The following is a 16,696-nucleotide window of genomic DNA, read 5'->3' on the forward strand; positions in this document are numbered from 1 at the left end:
CGCGCCCGCGACCGGCCCGCTTCCGCGACCCGGGCGGCCGGCAGCTCACTTCTCGAACCGGTATCCCATGCCCGGCTCCGTGATGAAGTGCCGGGGATGTGAAGGGTCGGCCTCCAGCTTTCTCCGCAGCTGGGCCATGTACACCCGCAGGTAGTTGGTCTCCGTGCCGTACGAGGGACCCCACACCTCCTGGAGCAGCTGTCTCTGGCTGACCAGCCGTCCGGTGTTGCGCACCAGCACCTCCAGCAGATGCCATTCGGTGGGCGTCAGCCGTACGTCCCTGCCGCCCCGGTCGACCTTCTTGGCGGCGAGGTCGACGGTGAACGCGTCGGTCTCCACCAGGACGTCGTCCTCGCCGAGTCCGGCGGGTTCGGCACGGCGGACGGCGGCCCGCAGCCGCGCCAGGAGCTCGTCCATGCCGAAGGGCTTGGTGACGTAGTCGTCGGCGCCGGCGTCGAGCGCCTCGACCTTCTCGTCGGAGGAGTGCCGGGCGGACAGCACCAGGATCGGCACCCTGGTCCAGCCACGCAGGCCCTTGATCACCTCGACGCCGTCCATGTCGGGCAGCCCCAGGTCCAGGACGACCACGTCCGGGTGGCGGGCGGCGGCGAGCCGGAGGGCGGTGGTCCCGTCGTGGGCCGCGTCCACCTCGTACTTGCGCGCTCTGAGGTTGATCACCAGGGCGCGCACGATCTGCGGCTCGTCGTCGATCACGAGCACCCGGGTCATGAGGCCCGCCTTTCCGGTCGTACGGGGACAGGTTCGGCCGGGGCGCCGCCCGGGACGTCCGTGTCGAGGGGGCCCGCGCGTGATCCTGCCGCACGCAGGGTGAGGACCATGGTGAGGCCGCCGCCCGGTGTGTCCTCGGCGGTCAGGGTGCCGCCCATGGCCTCGGCGAAGCCGCGCGCGACCGCCAGGCCGAGCCCCACGCCGGCGCCGCGGGGGGCGTCGCCGTAGCGCTGGAAGGGCGCGAAGATCCGCTCCTTGGCCTCGTCCGGCACTCCGCGCCCGCGGTCCACGACCCGTACCTCGACCCGCTCGGCCATGGCGCTCGCCGACACGAGGGCCCGCTCGCCGTCCGGGCTGTACTTGACGGCGTTCTCCACCAGGTTGGCCACCGACCGCTCCAGCAGCCCGGCGTCGACGGCCACCATGGGCAGCGTCTCGGGGATGTCGAGTTCCACGCTGTCCTCGGGGACCCCGCCGAGCGCCATCGGGACCACCTCGTCGAGGTCGATCTCCCGGACGATCGGGGTGACCGTGCCGGTCTGGAGGCGGGACATGTCGAGCAGGTTGCCGACCAGATGGTCCAGCCGGTCGGCGCCCTGCTCGATCGACTCCAGCAGCTCGGCCTCGTCCTCCTCGGACCACTCGACGTCGTCCGAGCGCAGCGAGGAGACCGCCGCCTTGATCCCGGCCAGCGGGGTGCGCAGGTCGTGGCTGACGGCGGCCAGCAGGGCGGTGCGGATCCGGTTGCCCTCGGCGAGCGCGCGGGCGCGGTCGGCCTCCTCCTGAAGCCGCCGCCGGTCCAGGACCACGACGGCCTGCGCCGCGAACGCGGCCAGCACCCGGCGGTCCTCCGCCGGCAGCACCCGACCGGTGAGCGCCAGCGCCGTGCGGTCGCCGACCGGCACGTCCACGTCGGCCTCTTCCGGCCGTCCCACCGGCTTTCCGGCGCCGGCTTGGCCCGCGCACGTCCAGGGCGCGACGTCGCTCTCCCGCTCCAGCAGAGCCGCCGAGTCCATGCCGAAGGTCTCCCGGACCCGTTCCAGGAGCGCCTCCAGGCTGCTCTCCCCGCGTAGGACGTCGCCCGCGAGGAAGGAGAGGATCTCGGACTCGGCGCGCAGCCGGGCCGCCTGCTGGGTGCGTCTGGCCGCGAGGTCCACCACGGAGGCCACCGCCAGCCCGACCCCTACGAAGATCACTATGGCGACGATGTTCTTCGGGTCGGCGATGCGCCACTGGTGCAGGGGCGGCGTGTAGAAGTAGTTCAGCAGCAGGGAGCCCAGCGCCGCCGAGGCCAGGGCCGGCAGCAGCCCGCCGAGCAGCGCGGCCGCGACCGTCACCGACAGGAACAGCAGCATGTCGTTGGCGAGACCGAGGTCCACGGTGGTCAGCAGCACCGTCAGCACCGCCGGGCCGGCGAGCCCGACCAGCCAGCCCCACAGGAGCCGGGCCCGCCCCAGCCGCGCGCCCCGGGCCACCGGCAGTCCCCGCCCCTTGGCCACCTCCTCGTGCGTGACGATGTGCACGTCGAGGTCGGGACCCGACTCCCGGGCGACCGTGGCGCCGACGCCGGGGCCGAAGACGTACTGCCAGGCCTTGCGGCGGGAGGAGCCCAGGACGATCTGGGTGGCGTTCGCCCCACGGGCGAAGTCGAGCAGCGCGGCCGGTATGTCGTCGCCGACCACGTGGTGGAAGGTGCCGCCCAGGTCCTCCACGAGGGTGCGCTGCACGGCGAGTTCCTTCGGGGAGGCGGCCGTCAGCCCGTCGCTTCGCGCTATGTAGACCGCCAGCACCTCGCCCCCGGCGCCCTTCTCCGCCAGCCGCACGGCCCGCCGGATGAGCGTCCGCCCCTCCGGGCCGCCCGTGAGCCCCACGACGATCCGCTCCCGCGATCCCCAGATCGCCGACACCCGGTGCTCGCTGCGGTACTGCTGCAGATACTCGTCGACCCGGTCGGCCACCCACAGCAGCGCCAGCTCGCGCAGGGCGGTGAGGTTGCCGGGGCGGAAGTAGTTCGACAGGGCCGCGTCGACCTTGTCCGGCTTGTAGACGTTGCCGTGCGCCATCCGCCTGCGCAGGGCCTCGGGCGACATGTCGACCAGTTCGATCTGGTCGGTCCGCCGCACGAACTCGTCCGGGACCGTCTCCTGCTGCCGCACCCCCGTGATCGACTCCACGACGTCGCCCAGGGACTCCAGGTGCTGGATGTTCACCGTGGAGACGACGTCGACGCCGGCGGCGAGCAGTTCCTCGACGTCCTGCCAGCGCTTGGCGTTGCGTGAGCCGGGGACGTTGGTGTGGGCCAGTTCGTCCACCAGGGCGACCTGGGGGCGTCGGGCGAGCACGGCGTCCACGTCCATCTCCGTGAAGACCGCGCCCCGGTGGTCCAGCTCCCGGCGCGGTACCTGCTCCAGGCCGTGCAGCATCACTTCGGTGCGCGGCCGGTCGTGGTGCTCGACGAACGCCACGACGCAGTCCGTGCCCCGCTCCAGACGGCGGTGCGCCTCCGACAGCATGGCGTAGGTCTTGCCGACGCCCGGTGCGGCACCGAGGTAGATCCGAAGCTTGCCGCGTGCCATGGCCTCATTGTCTTCCCGTAACCGCTGCCTACGCAGGGTCGACCTTACGGCCAAGGACTCGGACAACGGCGGCGAGAAGCGGGCCGCGGGACGCCTTTGACGCAACCCTGACGCGCCGGGCGCCCTCCTGGTCGACACGATCATGATCCGCTCCCCCTCACCGCTTCGCTCTCCGGCCTTCACCCCTTCATCGGATGAGACCCCCCGATCGGTTCACGCCGACGGGAGCCGAGCCGAAACGGGCACGGAGGACGGGCCAAGGCGACGGCTCCGGCACAGGCGGGCAGACGCACGGGGGCAGGCGGGCAGGCGGGCAGGCGGGCAGGCGGGCAGAACAGCGAAAGGGCCACACCCCTCCCCGGGATGCGGCCCCATTCGCTCTGGCCAACCGGCCACGCGTCCTAGCGGACCTCGGTGATCTCCGGCCCGCGCTGCAGCTGGCCCATGCCGCCGGAGAACCGGGAGCCGGCCTCTTCCTGCTGGACTCCCTCGGGGACCATCTGGGCGTCGTTCGGCAGCTTCAGCACGATCGGGTCCCTGGGGGCCATCGGGCCTTCGCCGCGGACCACGACCGTGTCGCGGAAGATCTGCTCGAGCAGGCCGGCGGCCTGCGGCTGCACCGCGCCCTGGCCCGAGATGACGCCGCGCAGGAACCAGCGGGGTCCGTCGACGCCGACGAACCGAACGACGTGGAACCCGCCCGTGCCGTCGGGCAGCTGCACCGGTACCTGGGCGCGCAGCTCCCAGCCCAGCGGGCCCTCGACCTCGTCGATGATGCCGCCCTGCTGGGTGATGCCTGAGCCGATCTCCTCGCGGACCTCGCCCCAGATGCCCTCCCGCTTGGGCGCGGCGAAGGCCTGCAACTGGATGGCGCTGTCGCGCAGCACGACGGTAGCCGCGACGATCGCGTCGCCCGCGACCTCGACCCGCAGCTCCATGCCGTCGACGCCGGGCACGAAGATGCCGCCCAGATCCACGCGCCCCTCGCCGGGGTCGCGCACCTCCGAGCTGTCCCAGGGCCCGTCGGGCCGCGGTTCGGGCTCGAGCCGCACTCGCTCGCGCTCGCCCTCTACCTCGTCCGCCTCAGTGTCGACACTGTCGACGACCTGCTCGGCCTCGCCGGCCGCGTCCTCGGCGGCACCCTTCTTGTTGCGACGTCCGAACACGTCACTGTCCTTCCCGGTCGGATACGACCGAAGCGTATCGATTCCCACCCGTCGAGCCGCCTACGGCGGCCTGACCACTTGTGCCGCTTCCGCCGTCCACGGCGGCATGACCACCGGTGGACCCGAAGCCCCCCTCGGCCCGCGCCGAGTCGGGAAGTTCCGCCACCTCGTGGAAGCGGACCCTCTCGACCTGCTGGACGACCAGTTGGGCAATCCGGTCGAAGCGCTCGAACCGCACGGACTCGCGCGGGTCGAGATTCACCACGATCACCTTGATCTCCCCACGGTACCCGGCATCAACCGTCCCCGGGGCATTCACGAGGGCGACGCCGCACCGGGCGGCGAGCCCTGAACGAGGGTGCACGAAGGCCGCGTACCCCTCGGGCAGCGCGATGGACACCCCCGTCGGCAGTACGGCCCGCTCCCCCGGCGCGAGTTCACGGGCCTGCGTGGTCCGCAGATCCGCGCCCGCGTCACCGGGGTGCGCGTACGTCGGAAGCGGTACGTCGGGGTCGACGCGCCGAAGGAGTACTTGCACGGGAGGGTGGCTCACGGGTTCACCTCGAAGGCGCGGGCGCGCCGGACCTGGTCCGGGTCGCTCATGGCGGCCCGGATCTCCTCCTCGCGGCCGTGGTCGACGAAGTGGTCCACCTTGACCTCGATGAACAGGGCGTCGGCGCGGACGGCGACGGGACCCTCGGGGCCGCCGATCCGCCCGGTGGCGGTGGAGTAGATCTTCCGGCCGGCCACCGCCGTCACCTCGGCCTCCAGGTGCAGCGTGGTACCGACGGGCACAGGCCGTACGAAGTCGGTCTCCAGCCGTCCGGTGACCGCGATGGTGCGCAGCAGCCAGTTCAGCGAGCCGAGCGTCTCGTCGAGCGCGGAGGCCAGGACGCCGCCGTGGGCCAGCCCGGGAGCTCCCTGATGGGCGGGCTGCACGGTGAACTCGGCGGTGACGGTGACGCCTTCGCCGGCCCGCGCCTCCAGGTGCAGCCCGTGCGGCTGCCCCCCGCCGCATCCGAAACACTGTTCGTAGTGGGCGCCGAGAAGCTCCCCGGGCGTGGGGGCATCGGGGTGCCGAACGGGTTTCACCGCGTCGGCCGGAGGTTGAAGAACAGCGGAAGTACCACTCACAGCCGCAGACCTTACCCGCGCGTCGGAGGGATTCGGACACCGTGCCAAGCTTGGCTTCATGCAGCTCTCCGCCACCCCGTACGAAGAACGCCTGACCGCCCCCCGTTCATGGTGGTTCGTCTCGTTCCTCGTCGGGGTCTCGTTCGCACTGATCCTGCTGCCGTTCGGCACCCTGCCGCTGCTCGGCGGTCTGGTCGGCGGGACCGCCGCGGCGGCGGTCGTGGCGAGTTCGTACGGGTCCGTCCGGATCCGGATCGTGGGCGACGCGCTCGTCGCGGGCGACGCCAAGATCCCGGTGTCGGCTCTGGGCGAGGCCGAGGTCCTCGACGCCGAGGAGGCGCGCGCCTGGCGCACGTACAAGGCCGACACCCGCGCCTTCCTGCTGTTGCGCGCCTACATCCCCACCGCCCTGCGTGTGGAGGTCACCGACCCGGAGGACCCGACGCCCTACCTGTACCTGTCGACGCGCGAGCCGGAGCGGCTCGCGGAGGCGCTGCGGGCGGCACGGGAGACGGCGGCTTAGAGCGCGGCGACGACCCCGCAGGCGCTGCGCGAGCGATCAGCGTCCAGTGGGCGGCGAGCGACCCTCAGGCCGCAGGCCGGCGGCGAGGGCAAAGGTTTCACCCGTGCCGCGCAAAGACTTGGCGGCCCCTGCGGAGGAGCCGCTCCACCGGCCCGCCGGCCCTGGGGTTCAGGGCTTCTCGGGCTCTTCCCCTGGTCCGCGCAGAAGCTCCCTGGGGTCGCCGGCGAGAGGCAGCGGGTGCTCCGGTGTCTCCAGGGGCGGCAGTTCGGGCAGCGCGTCCCAGGGCACCTGGCGCTTGCGCAGGTCGGCGCGGACCTTCGCCGCCAGCCTCTTGGTGTCCCGCCGGTTCATCAGCGCGCCCACGGCCGCGCCCACCAGGAAGGGCATCAGGTTGGGCAGGTCGCGGACCATGCGCTTCATGATCTGCTGCCGCAGCTCGCGCTTCATCTGACCGCCGAGGGCGGAGTTGAGGGAGCCGGGTTTGAGCGGGTCCACTCCACGCTCGCCCGACCACACACGCAGATACGTGGTGCTGCGGTCCTTGAGGTTCCCGGGCGGTCGTACGCCGTACACCTCGTGGAGTTCGGCGATCAGCTTGAGCTCGATCGCGGCGACGCCCGTGATCTCCGCGGCGATCTCGGCCGGCATCGCGGGCGGTACGGGGAGCATCGCTGCCGCGCCCACGCCCGCACCGACGGTGGACGTGGCCTTGGCCGCGCCCGAGACGAGTTTGTCGGCGAGCTGCTCCGGTCCGAGGCCGGGAAAGTGCCCGCGCAGGGTCCGCAGGTCCCGGACGGGAACCCGCGGCGCGATGTCGATGATCCGGTCGGCGAGGTGGGCCAGGCCGGCCCGGGCGCGGCTGCCGCTCTTGCGGACGCCGTCCTTGGCCAGGTTCACGGCCTTGTCCCGGATCGCCGCCGCCCGTCGTCGGGCGACGGGCGCGGCGTCTTGAGCGGCGGCCGGGAGGTCACCCCGGTCGTCCGCCGATGCGAGCGAGGCCGATCCTGCGGGGAGCACTCCCGCGCCGGATGAGCCTCGCTCGTCGTCACGCACGCCGTGAGGGCCGTCGGACGGCCCCTTGTCCGCTCCCGGGCGAGGGAAGCGGCGCTTCCGAGGAGGGGTCGAGCCAGTCACGGCCGACCCGCCCTCAGTCGCAGTCGCGGCAGATCGGCTGGCCGTTCTTCTCCCGGGCCAGCTGGCTGCGGTGGTGCACCAGGAAGCAGCTCATGCAGGTGAACTCGTCCTGCTGCTTGGGCAGCACCCGGACGGCCAGCTCCTCATTGGAGAGGTCCGCGCCGGGCAGTTCCAGTCCTTCCGCGGCCTCGAACTCATCGACGTCCACGGCGGAAGCGGACTTGTCGTTCCGTCGTGCCTTCAGCTCTTCAAGGCTGTCGGAGTCGACATCGTCATCGGTCTTGCGTGGGGTGTCGTAATCGGTTGCCATTTCGCCTCTCCCCCTCTGGGTGTCTGCGGTGTCTCCAGCGCACGTAACGCGTGAGAGGCCGGACTTGTGCCCGCCTCGAGGCGGAGATTTTGCCTCACATCAAGGTCTGTTACTCAATCGACACCCAACCGGACTCCTCACGGGTGATCGGGTTGGATGGCGATCGGGACCGTACACGGTCCGAATGCCGCACTTCAAAGGCGCCTCACCGTGTACTTCCCGTGATCAGGACCCCCGAAAACCCGGAGTTTCCGGGCTTTTCGAAGGCATCCATGATCACGGAGAGTAGATGGCCAGAAAATCGCCCCTGTGATCGATCACACACGGCGGGCTCGAATCGCAGTCTTGAAAATTCCGCGCAAAGCGAACATCCCCGCGTGTGTCGGCGACATGATCTCAGACGGGAAGGGTGACTCGCATCACGAGCCCTCCTCCCTCGCGTGGTTGAGCCGCGATATGGCCGCCGTGGGCCCGGGCCACGGACCGCACGATGGACAGTCCGAGCCCGACTCCCTTGTCGCTCCCGGTGCGTTCCGTGCGCAGCCGCCTGAAAGGCTCGAAAAGATTGTCGATCTCGTACGCGGGAACGACCGGCCCTGTGTTCGATACGACGAGCACCGCCTGACCGTGCTGGACCTCGGTGGTCACCTCGACCCAGCCGTCCGCCGGGACGTTGTAGCGTACGGCGTTCTGCACGAGGTTGAGAGCGATCCGCTCCAGGAGCACTCCGTTGCCCTGCACGACGGCCTTCTGGCGCTTGCCGCGGATCTCCACGCCCTTGGCCTCCGCCTCGCCGTGCACCTGGTCGATGGCCTGCCCGGCCACCTCGGCCAGGTCGACGGGCTTGCGCTCGACGATCTGGTTGTCGCTGCGGGCGAGCAGCAGCAGGCCCTCCACGAGCTGCTCGCTGCGTTCGTTCGTCGCCAGCAGCGTCTTGCCGAGCTGCTGGAGCTCCACGGGCGCGTTCGGGTCGGAGAGGTGCACCTCGAGGAGCGTCCGGTTGATCGCCAGCGGCGTCCTCAGCTCGTGCGAGGCGTTGCCGACGAAGCGCTGCTGGGCGGTGAAGGCGCGCTGGAGCCGCTCCAGCATGTCGTCGAAGGTGTCGGCCAGCTCCTTCAGCTCGTCGTCCGGTCCGTCCAGCTCGATACGGCGGGACAGGTCGGAGCCGGCCACCGCGCGCGCGGTGCGCAGGATGCGGCCGAGCGGGGCCAGGACGCGGCCGGCCATGGCGTAGCCGAAGGCGAAGGCGATGACGGCGAGGCCGAGCAGGGCCAGCAGGGAGCGGCTGAGCAGGTCGTCCAGGGCGTGCCGACGCTGTTCGTTGACGCAGTCGTTCATCGCCTGGTTGAACACGTCGGGTGTGGCCGACCCGGGCAGGTCGCAGACCTGGCTGATGACCTTGCCCTGGGTGATCTTGAACGGGAGTTCGCTGCCGACGTTCAGCGCCTGCGCGGCCAGCAGGTAGATGATCGACAGCAGCAGGATGCCGGCGATCAGGAACATGCCGCCGTACAGCAGGGTGAGCCTTATCCGGATGGTCGGGCGCAGCCAGGGGAAGGGCGCCTGCGGCCTTCGCGGGTCCCACGTGGGCTTCGGAGGCGCCTGGGGAGGCGCGGGTGTCGTGGCCACGGTGCATCAGATCCGGTAGCCGGAGCCGGGGACGGTGACGATCACCGGGGGTTCGCCGAGCTTGCGGCGCAGGGTCATGACGGTCACGCGCACGACGTTGGTGAACGGGTCGGTGTTCTCGTCCCAGGCCTTCTCCAGGAGCTGCTCGGCGGAGACGACGGCGCCCTCGCTGCGCATCAGCACCTCCAGGACGGCGAACTCCTTGGGGGCGAGCTGCACCTCCTTGCCGTCGCGGAAGACCTCGCGGCGGTTGGGGTCGAGCTTGATGCCGGCGCGCTCCAGGACGGGCGGCAGCGGCACACTGGTGCGCCGGCCGAGGGCACGCACGCGTGCGATGAGCTCGCTGAAGGCGAAGGGCTTGGGGAGGTAGTCGTCGGCGCCGATCTCCAGCCCCTCGACGCGGTCGCTGACGTCGCCGGAGGCCGTGAGCATCAGCACGCGCGTGGCCATGCCGAGTTCGACGATCTTGCGGCAGACGTCGTCGCCGTGCACGAGCGGGAGGTCGCGGTCGAGAACGACCACGTCGTAGTCGTTGACGCCGATGCGCTCCAGGGCGGCCGCACCGTCGTACACGACGTCGACGGCCATGGCCTCCCGGCGCAGACCGGTGGCCACCGCATCGGCGAGCAGTTGCTCGTCCTCGACGACGAGTACGCGCACGTCGCTTGTCCTTCCTGTGTCCACCCGTGCAGCGCTCAGTGGGCGCACGCGGGCAGGGGCTTGGTGGGTGTGGGCTTCCATCCTGCCCTTTTGGTCCATAAGTCGGCGGTAAGGCGGGTGAGTGAGCCATGAAGGACTGGTGTGAAGCCGGGGAATGCCGGATTTTCTCGTTCGGTTGAGGTTTCCGTGGGAGGGAGCGGGGGGAGGACGGCTTTACACCCCGCGATCACGCTCTGCATGTGCCGCAGCACCATGCGGTACTCCGCAGTCTGCTCCTCCGCAGAGCGGCGTGGATGTCCGGCACCGTGGCCGCCCGAGCAGGGCAGCGCCGGGCACTCACGGGAGACGTGATCGTCCCTTCCCACCCCGGCACACCCCCGTGCCACCGACCCACGACCCTGGACGAGGGGGCGCAGCATGGACGCATTCACCGCAGGACTTCTGCAGCGCATAGAGGCGACCGAGTCCGACCTGACCCGGGCTCGCGACGAGGGCGACGACTTCCTCGTCGAGGTGGAGCTGGCCGAGCTCGACGACCTGCGCCGCCTCGCCGCCAACCACGGCGTGGAGGTCGCGACGAGCGTCTGAGCGGTTCGCGCGTACGCACGACGGAGGGGCCCCGGCGAATCCAGCGCCGGGGCCCCTCCGCCGCGTCCGGCCGGACCCGGCGCCACGGCTCAGTCGTGCCAGGCGCCGAAGTCCTCCAGGAGTCGCTGGAGCGGCTCGAAGACGGCCGGGGTCGCGGCGATCGCCAGCTCGCGTGAGGGGCGCCGTGAGGGGCGCCCAGAGGTCAGCGCGCCCGCTTCCCGGGCGATCAGGTCGCCCGCGGCGAGGTCCCAGGGGTGCAGGCCGCGCTCGTAGTAGCCGTCGAGGCGGCCGGCGGCCACGTCGCACAGGTCGATGGCGGCCGATCCGCCGCGGCGGATGTCGCGCACCAGGGGGATGAGCCTCCGGGCGACCTCGGCCTGGTGGGCGCGTACCTCGGTGACGTAGTTGAAGCCGGTGGAGACCAGGGCCTGCTCCAGGGGGGCCGCGGGGCGGCAGGCGAGGACGCGCTCGCCGTCCCAGGCCCCGGTCGCCCGGGCCCCGCCGCCGCGCACCGCGTAATACGTCTCGCCGCGCATCGGGACCGCGACGACGCCGACGACGGTCTCGCCGTCCTGTTCGGCCGCGATGGACACGGCCCAGGTGGGCAGCCCGTAGAGGTAGTTCACGGTGCCGTCGAGCGGGTCGATCACCCAGCGGATGCCGCTGCGGCCCTCGCTGGAGGAGCCCTCCTCGCCGAGGAAGCCGTCGTCGGGGCGGCGCTCGGCGATGAGGCCGGTGATCAGCTTCTCGGCCGCGATGTCCATCTCGGTGACGACGTCGATGGGGCTGGACTTGGTGGCGGCGACCGCGAGGTCGGCGGGGCGGCCGTCGCGCAGCAGTGCGCCGGCCTTGCGGGCGGCCTCCTGGGCCAGGTCGAGCAGTTCCGTGTGCAGGGGGTGGGTCACGGCGCTCCTCACGCGTAGGGGCTGTCGGCGCCCGCGGCGGCGGGCCGGGGGGCGCGGGCCGGGCAGCAGCCGACCGGGCAGAGGTCGTGGGAGGCGCCGAGCGCGCCCAGGGCGCACGGGACGCCGGCCTTGCCGTTCTCGGCGGCTGCGCGCTCCAGGACGAGTTCGCGGACGGCGGCGGCGAAGCGCGGGTCGGCGCCGACGGTGGCCGAGCGGCGCACGGGCAGGCCGAGCTCCCCGGCCTTGGTCTTGGCCTCGGTGTCGAGGTCGTAGAGGACCTCCATGTGGTCGGAGACGAAGCCGATGGGCGCCATCACGATCGCCGGGACGCCGGCGGCGTGCCGCTCCTCCAGGTGGTCGCAGATGTCGGGCTCCAGCCACGGGATGTGCGGTGCTCCGGAGCGGGACTGGTAGACGAGCTGCCAGGGGTGGTCGACGCCGGTGCGCTCGCGGACGGCGTCGGCGACGAGCCGGGCGACGTCCAGGTGCTGGGCGACGTACGCCCCGCCGTCGCCGTGGTCCCCGAGGGGGCCGGAGGTGTCGGCCGCGGCGACGGGGATCGAGTGGGTGGTGAACGCGATGTGGGCGCCGTCGCGAACGTCTTCCGGGAGTTCGGCCAGGGACCGGACCACGCCGTCGATCATGGGCTCGAGGAAGCCCGGGTGGTTGAAGTAGTGCCGCAGCTTGTCGATCTTCGGCAGGGGCAGGCCCTCGGCCTCCAGGGCGGCCAGCGAGTCGGCGAGGTTCTCCCGGTACTGGCGGCAGCCGGAGTAGGAGGCGTAGGCGCTGGTGGCGAGGACCAGGATGCGGCGGCGGCCGTCGGCGACCATCTCGCGCAGGGTGTCGGTCAGGTACGGGGCCCAGTTGCGGTTGCCCCAGTAGACCGGCAGGTCGAGGCCGTGGCCGGCGAAGTCCTTGCGCAGGGCGTCCAGCAGGGCGCGGTTCTGGTCGTTGATGGGGCTCACCCCGCCGAACAGGAAGTAGTGCTGCCCCACCTCCTTGAGGCGTTCCTTGGGGATGCCGCGCCCGCGGGTCACGTTCTCCAGGAACGGGACCACGTCGTCCGGGCCTTCGGGGCCGCCGAAGGAGAGCAGGAGCAGGGCGTCGTACGGGGTGGCATCGAGCGCGTCTGGCATGCCTTCGATCCTGCCACCCACGACTGACAGCGGGGAAACGCCGGGTGCGGGACGGCCGCGGGGACCCGGCCGGGTGCAGGCGCGTCCCCCGGCCGCGAAGCCCGTCCGGGACGTGACCGGGAACAGACGTACGAGGCGTGCGTTAGGGTTGCCTAACTTCGTAAGCTGTATGAGCGGAATTCGCGCCTTACGGCCCTGTCGCGCTCTTCACCGGAGACCCTCGTGCCCAGCCCCTACCGCGCCCTGTTCGCCGCCCCCGGCTCCAAGGGCTTCTGCGCCGCGGGGTTCGTCGGCCGGATGCCGCTGTCGATGATGGGCATCGGCGTCGTCACGATGATCTCCCAGCTCACCGGGCGCTACGGGCTCGCAGGCGCGCTGTCGGCGACCATCGCGCTGTCGGCCGCGGTCCTCGGGCCGCAGATCTCGCGCCTGGTGGACCGGCACGGCCAGCGCCGGGTGCTGCGCCCGGCGACGCTGCTCGCGCTCGCCGCAGCGGCCGGGCTGCTGCTGGCGGCGCACTTCGACGGGCCGGAGTGGCTGCTGTTCGTGTGCTCCGCCGGGATCGGCGCCGTGCCGAGTCTCGGCGCGATGATCCGGGCCCGTTGGGCGGCCCTGTACCGGGGGACTCCACAGCTGCACACCGCGTACTCCTTCGAGTCCGTGGTGGACGAGGTGTGCTTCATCTTCGGGCCGATCATCTCCATCGGGCTCTCCACCACCTGGTTCCCGGAGGCGGGGCCGTTGCTGGCGGCCTGCTTCCTCGCCGTCGGCGTCTTCTGGCTGACCGCGCAGCGGGCCACCGAGCCGGCGCCGCACCCGCGCGCGCGGCGCGGCGGCGGTTCGGCGCTGCGCTCGCCGGGCCTGCAGATCCTGGTGGCCACCTTCGTGGCGACCGGAGCGATCTTCGGGGCGGTCGACGTGGTCACCGTCGCCTTCGCCGAGGAGGAGGGCCACAAGAGGGCCGCCAGCGTCGTTCTCGCGCTCTACGCGGCGGGTTCCTGCGTCGCCGGGCTGGTCTTCGGCCTGCTGCGACCGAAGGGGGCGCCCGAACGCCGCTGGCTGTTGGGCGTGTTCATGATGGCCGTGAGTATGATCCCCCTCCTACTGGTCGGAAACTTGCCGTTTCTGGCCGTGGCGCTGTTCGTAGCGGGTCTGGCCATCGCTCCCACGATGATCACCACCATGTCCCTCATCGAAGAGCACGTACCACGCGCGCAACTGACCGAGGGCATGACCTGGGTGAGCACCGGGCTCGCGGTCGGGGTCGCGCTCGGCTCCTCCATCGCCGGCTGGGTCATCGACGCGGCCGGCGCGCGGGCCGGGTACGGGGTTCCGGCGGTGTCCGGGGCCGTCGCGGTCGCGGTCGGTTTCCTGGGGTACCGCCGGCTCAGCAGGCCGGCGCCGGGTCGGGGAGGCACCGTTGAGCAGCACAGCGAGCGCGAAGAGCGGAACGTGGCGTAACTGGGGCGGCAACGTCGTCGCCCGGCCCGCGCGGGAGGTCACGCCCGCTTCCGTCGACGAGCTGGCCGCCGCCGTGCGCCGGGCCGCGGAGGACGGACTGAAGGTCAAGGCGGTCGGCACCGGCCACTCCTTCACCTCGATCGCGGCGACCGACGGCGTGCTGATCCGCCCTCAGCTGCTGACCGGCATCCGCGACATCGACCGGACGGCCATGACCGTCACGGTCGAGGCCGGCACGCCCCTCAAGAGGCTCAACATGGCCCTCGCGCGCGAAGGGCTCTCGCTCACCAACATGGGCGACATCATGGAGCAGACCGTCTCGGGCGCCACCAGCACCGGCACCCACGGCACGGGCCGCGACTCGGCCTCCATCGCCGCGCAGATCAAGGGGCTGGAGCTGGTCACGGCGGACGGCTCGGTGCTCGTCTGTTCCGAGAAGGAGAACCCGGAAGTCTTCTCCGCGGCCCGGATCGGCCTGGGCGCCCTCGGCGTCGTCACCGCCATCACCTTCGCCGTGGAGCCGATCTTCCTGCTCACCGCGCGCGAGGAGCCGATGCCCTTCGACAGGGTGCTCGCCGAGTTCGACCAACTGTGGGCCGAGAACGAGCACTTCGAGTTCTACTGGTTCCCGCACACCGGCAGCACCAACACCAAGCGCAACAACCGCAGCGCCGGTCCACGCCGGCCGGTGAGCCAGGTCTCGGGGTGGATCGAGGACGAGTTCCTGTCCAACGGCGTCTTCCAGGTGGCCCAGTGGGTCGGCCGCGCGGCGCCCGCGACGATCCCGTCGATCGCCCGTATCTCCAGCAAGGCCCTGTCGGCGCGCACCTACACCGACATCCCGTACAAGGTGTTCACCTCCCCGCGCCGGGTGCGGTTCGTGGAAATGGAGTACGCCGTCCCGCGCGAGGCGGTGACCGACACGCTGCGGGAGCTGAAGGCGATGGTCGACCGCTCGGGTCTGCGCGTCAGCTTCCCGGTGGAGGTGCGCACGGCCCCCGCCGACGACATCACCCTGTCCACCGCCTCCGGCCGCGACAGCGCGTACATCGCCGTCCACATGGTCAAGGGCACGCCGTACCAGGGGTACTTCACCGCCGCCGAGCGGATCTTCACCGCGCACGAGGGCCGGCCGCACTGGGGCAAGGTGCACACGCGCGACGCGGAGTACTTCGCCTCGGTCTATCCGCGCTTCGGGGAGTTCACCGCGCTGCGGGACCGGCTCGATCCCGAACGCCGTTTCCAGAACGACTACTTGCGGAGGGTTCTGGGGGCGTAACGTCCCCGGTGGGCGCCTGGTCCCGTTTCCGTCGTTCGCGTGAAATACACCACGTTCAAGATCGCGAAAATCGGGCATCCGGGAGTCAAGTCCCGCCCCGCGTCAGAAGTTGGGCGGCGCGCCAATCCACGCAGGTGGCCCGAATGGAGTACTGTTGCGAGCCCTGGGTCCGGTCTCCCGCCAGGGCGTCCGGGGCCTCACCGGACCGCCAGGAGGGGGAAAGGTTGCACAGGGTGACGGAGTTGGTCACTTAGCGTGGCGAAAAGGTAACCGTGCCATAACGGCGCGTCAGGGCGCGTGCCCGACACGCCGGGCAACTCGGCAAGGTTGTGGCAGGCTGCACCCGGGCAGGCCACACTCGACTAGCGGAAGCAGCGACGCACGTGACGTCGGCAGGCACCACCCGGGAGGTCCCCATGCCCGAACTGCGTGTCGTGGCCGTCTCGAATGACGGCACACGGCTGGTGCTGAAGGCTGCGGACAGCACGGAGTACACGCTTCCCATCGACGAGCGTCTGCGCGCCGCCGTCCGCGGCGACCGTCCCCGCCTCGGCCAGATCGAGATCGAGGTGGAGAGCCATCTCCGCCCCCGTGACATCCAGGCGCGTATACGAGCCGGCGCGACCGCTGAAGAGGTCGCCCAGATGGCGGGCATCCCCGTCGATCGCGTACGCCGCTTCGAGGGGCCCGTGCTGGCCGAGCGCGCCTTCATGGCCGAGCGGGCCCGCAAGACGCCCGTCCGCCGGCCGGGCGAGAACGCCGGCCCCCAACTGGGCGAGGCCGTACAGGAACGGCTGCTGCTGCGCGGCGCCGACAAGGACACCGTCCAGTGGGACTCCTGGCGCCGCGACGACGGCACCTGGGAGGTCATGCTGGTCTACCGGGTCGCGGGCGAACCGCACTCGGCGAGCTGGACCTACGACCCGCCGCGGCGGCTCGTCCAGGCCGTCGACGACGAGGCGCGCTCGCTGATCGGCGAGTCCGACGACCTCGCCGCGCCGGAGCCCAGTTTTCCGTTCGTCCCGCGTATCGCACGGCTGCCGCGCGAGCGGACGATGGACCGCGCCCTGGAGCGGCCGAGCCTGCCCGCGCCGGCCTCCGAGCCGCCCGAGGAGAGCGGCGTCGAACGGGAGCGTGACTCGCTGACCAGCCTGCTGGAGGCGGTGCCGAGCTTCCGTGGCGACCTGATCGTCCCCGAACGCCCGTCGGAGGAGCCGGACGAACCGGTCGAGGAAGAGGCCGTCGAGGAGACCCCGGCGACCGCCGCGTCCGCCGGCTCCGCCTACGCGGACGTCCTGATGCCGCGTTCGGTCAGCAGTCACCGGGACCGGCTGGTCGGCGCCACCGACCGCCAGGCCGAGGCGGACGGCGTCCGCCCGGGCCGCCGCGCCGCGGTGCCGAGCTGGGACGAGATCGTGTTCGGCACCCGGCGCAAGAAGCAGGAGTAAGGCGTCCTCGCACCGACC

16 protein-coding genes are annotated in these 16,696 nt (G+C 71.6%); 5 read left to right on the forward strand and 11 right to left on the reverse strand.

Annotated elements, in window-relative coordinates:
- Positions 1–45: 45 nt before the first annotated feature.
- The 5 genes from ACIRS4_RS13555 to ACIRS4_RS13575 all read right to left on the reverse strand — a co-directional run bounded on the left by ACIRS4_RS13555 (position 46) and on the right by ACIRS4_RS13575 (position 5,605).
- Positions 46–729 (reverse strand): response regulator, encoded by a 684-nt coding sequence (locus tag ACIRS4_RS13555; RefSeq protein ID WP_404194358.1) that lies wholly within the window; start codon positions 727–729, stop codon positions 46–48.
- Positions 726–3,305 (reverse strand): ATP-binding protein, encoded by a 2,580-nt coding sequence (locus tag ACIRS4_RS13560; protein WP_404194361.1) that lies wholly within the window; start codon positions 3,303–3,305, stop codon positions 726–728. The genes ACIRS4_RS13555 and ACIRS4_RS13560 overlap by 4 nt, the downstream gene beginning before the upstream one ends.
- A 401-nt stretch (positions 3,306–3,706) precedes the next feature.
- Positions 3,707–4,471, reverse strand: a complete 765-nt coding sequence (locus ACIRS4_RS13565; RefSeq protein ID WP_130438177.1) for a DUF3710 domain-containing protein — start codon at positions 4,469–4,471, stop codon at positions 3,707–3,709.
- Position 4,472: 1 nt separating this feature from the next.
- A complete protein-coding gene (gene dut / locus ACIRS4_RS13570) occupies positions 4,473–5,024 on the reverse strand; it encodes a dUTP diphosphatase (RefSeq protein WP_404194363.1) in 552 nt (183 codons plus the stop codon).
- Positions 5,021–5,605 carry a PaaI family thioesterase gene (locus ACIRS4_RS13575; protein ID WP_404194366.1) on the reverse strand — a complete coding sequence of 195 codons (585 nt, stop codon included), beginning with the start codon at positions 5,603–5,605 and terminating at the stop codon, positions 5,021–5,023. Before ACIRS4_RS13575 ends, dut begins: the two co-directional genes overlap by 4 nt.
- Positions 5,606–5,663: 58 nt before the next feature.
- Between ACIRS4_RS13575 and ACIRS4_RS13580 the strand changes: the two genes are divergently transcribed.
- Positions 5,664–6,128 (forward strand): DUF3093 domain-containing protein, encoded by a 465-nt coding sequence (locus ACIRS4_RS13580; protein WP_404194368.1) that lies wholly within the window; start codon positions 5,664–5,666, stop codon positions 6,126–6,128.
- 168 nt (positions 6,129–6,296) lie between these two features.
- Here the strand turns inward: ACIRS4_RS13580 and ACIRS4_RS13585 are convergent, their stop codons facing one another.
- The 4 genes from ACIRS4_RS13585 to ACIRS4_RS13600 form a co-directional block, all read right to left on the reverse strand.
- Positions 6,297–7,262 carry a hypothetical protein gene (locus tag ACIRS4_RS13585; protein ID WP_404194370.1) on the reverse strand — a complete coding sequence of 322 codons (966 nt, stop codon included), beginning with the start codon at positions 7,260–7,262 and terminating at the stop codon, positions 6,297–6,299.
- 13 nt (positions 7,263–7,275) lie between these two features.
- A complete protein-coding gene (locus tag ACIRS4_RS13590; RefSeq protein WP_003993510.1) occupies positions 7,276–7,572 on the reverse strand; it encodes a DUF4193 domain-containing protein in 297 nt (98 codons plus the stop codon).
- A 396-nt stretch (positions 7,573–7,968) separates the two neighbouring features.
- Positions 7,969–9,201: a sensor histidine kinase gene (locus ACIRS4_RS13595; RefSeq protein ID WP_404194373.1), complete on the reverse strand. Its 1,233-nt coding sequence runs from the start codon at positions 9,199–9,201 to the stop codon at positions 7,969–7,971.
- A 6-nt stretch (positions 9,202–9,207) separates the two neighbouring features.
- Complete coding sequence (locus ACIRS4_RS13600) at positions 9,208–9,861, reverse strand: response regulator transcription factor (protein WP_130438183.1); 654 nt, start codon at positions 9,859–9,861, stop codon at positions 9,208–9,210.
- Positions 9,862–10,278: 417 nt separating this feature from the next.
- On the opposite strand from ACIRS4_RS13600, the gene ACIRS4_RS13605 reads away from it, so the two are divergent.
- Positions 10,279–10,449, forward strand: coding sequence for a hypothetical protein (locus tag ACIRS4_RS13605; RefSeq protein WP_351092048.1), 171 nt, complete (start codon positions 10,279–10,281; stop codon positions 10,447–10,449).
- Positions 10,450–10,538: 89 nt separating this feature from the next.
- On the opposite strand, the gene ACIRS4_RS13610 is transcribed toward ACIRS4_RS13605, so the two are convergent.
- The gene (locus ACIRS4_RS13610; protein ID WP_404194375.1) at positions 10,539–11,354 is read right to left on the reverse strand and encodes an inositol monophosphatase family protein; all 816 of its coding nucleotides are present in this window, start codon (positions 11,352–11,354) and stop codon (positions 10,539–10,541) included.
- A gap of 8 nt (positions 11,355–11,362) precedes the next feature.
- Positions 11,363–12,490, reverse strand: a complete 1,128-nt coding sequence (locus ACIRS4_RS13615; protein ID WP_404194378.1) for a ferrochelatase — start codon at positions 12,488–12,490, stop codon at positions 11,363–11,365.
- A 222-nt stretch (positions 12,491–12,712) separates the two neighbouring features.
- Here ACIRS4_RS13615 and ACIRS4_RS13620 point away from each other — a divergent pair, with 222 nt between their 5' ends.
- The 3 genes from ACIRS4_RS13620 (at position 12,713) to sepH (ending at position 16,678) form a co-directional block, all read left to right on the forward strand.
- Positions 12,713–13,951: an MFS transporter gene (locus ACIRS4_RS13620; RefSeq protein WP_404194381.1), complete on the forward strand. Its 1,239-nt coding sequence runs from the start codon at positions 12,713–12,715 to the stop codon at positions 13,949–13,951.
- Positions 13,911–15,230 (forward strand): D-arabinono-1,4-lactone oxidase, encoded by a 1,320-nt coding sequence (locus ACIRS4_RS13625; protein WP_404194383.1) that lies wholly within the window; start codon positions 13,911–13,913, stop codon positions 15,228–15,230. Before ACIRS4_RS13620 ends, ACIRS4_RS13625 begins: the two co-directional genes overlap by 41 nt.
- Before the next feature lie 416 nt (positions 15,231–15,646).
- The gene (gene sepH, locus ACIRS4_RS13630; RefSeq protein WP_404194385.1) at positions 15,647–16,678 is read left to right on the forward strand and encodes a septation protein SepH; all 1,032 of its coding nucleotides are present in this window, start codon (positions 15,647–15,649) and stop codon (positions 16,676–16,678) included.
- The last annotated feature ends 18 nt before the right edge of the window (positions 16,679–16,696 follow it).

Origin of the sequence: Streptomyces sp. NPDC101166 (genome assembly GCF_044768125.1) — a bacterium.
GTDB lineage: Bacteria > Actinomycetota > Actinomycetes > Streptomycetales > Streptomycetaceae > Streptomyces.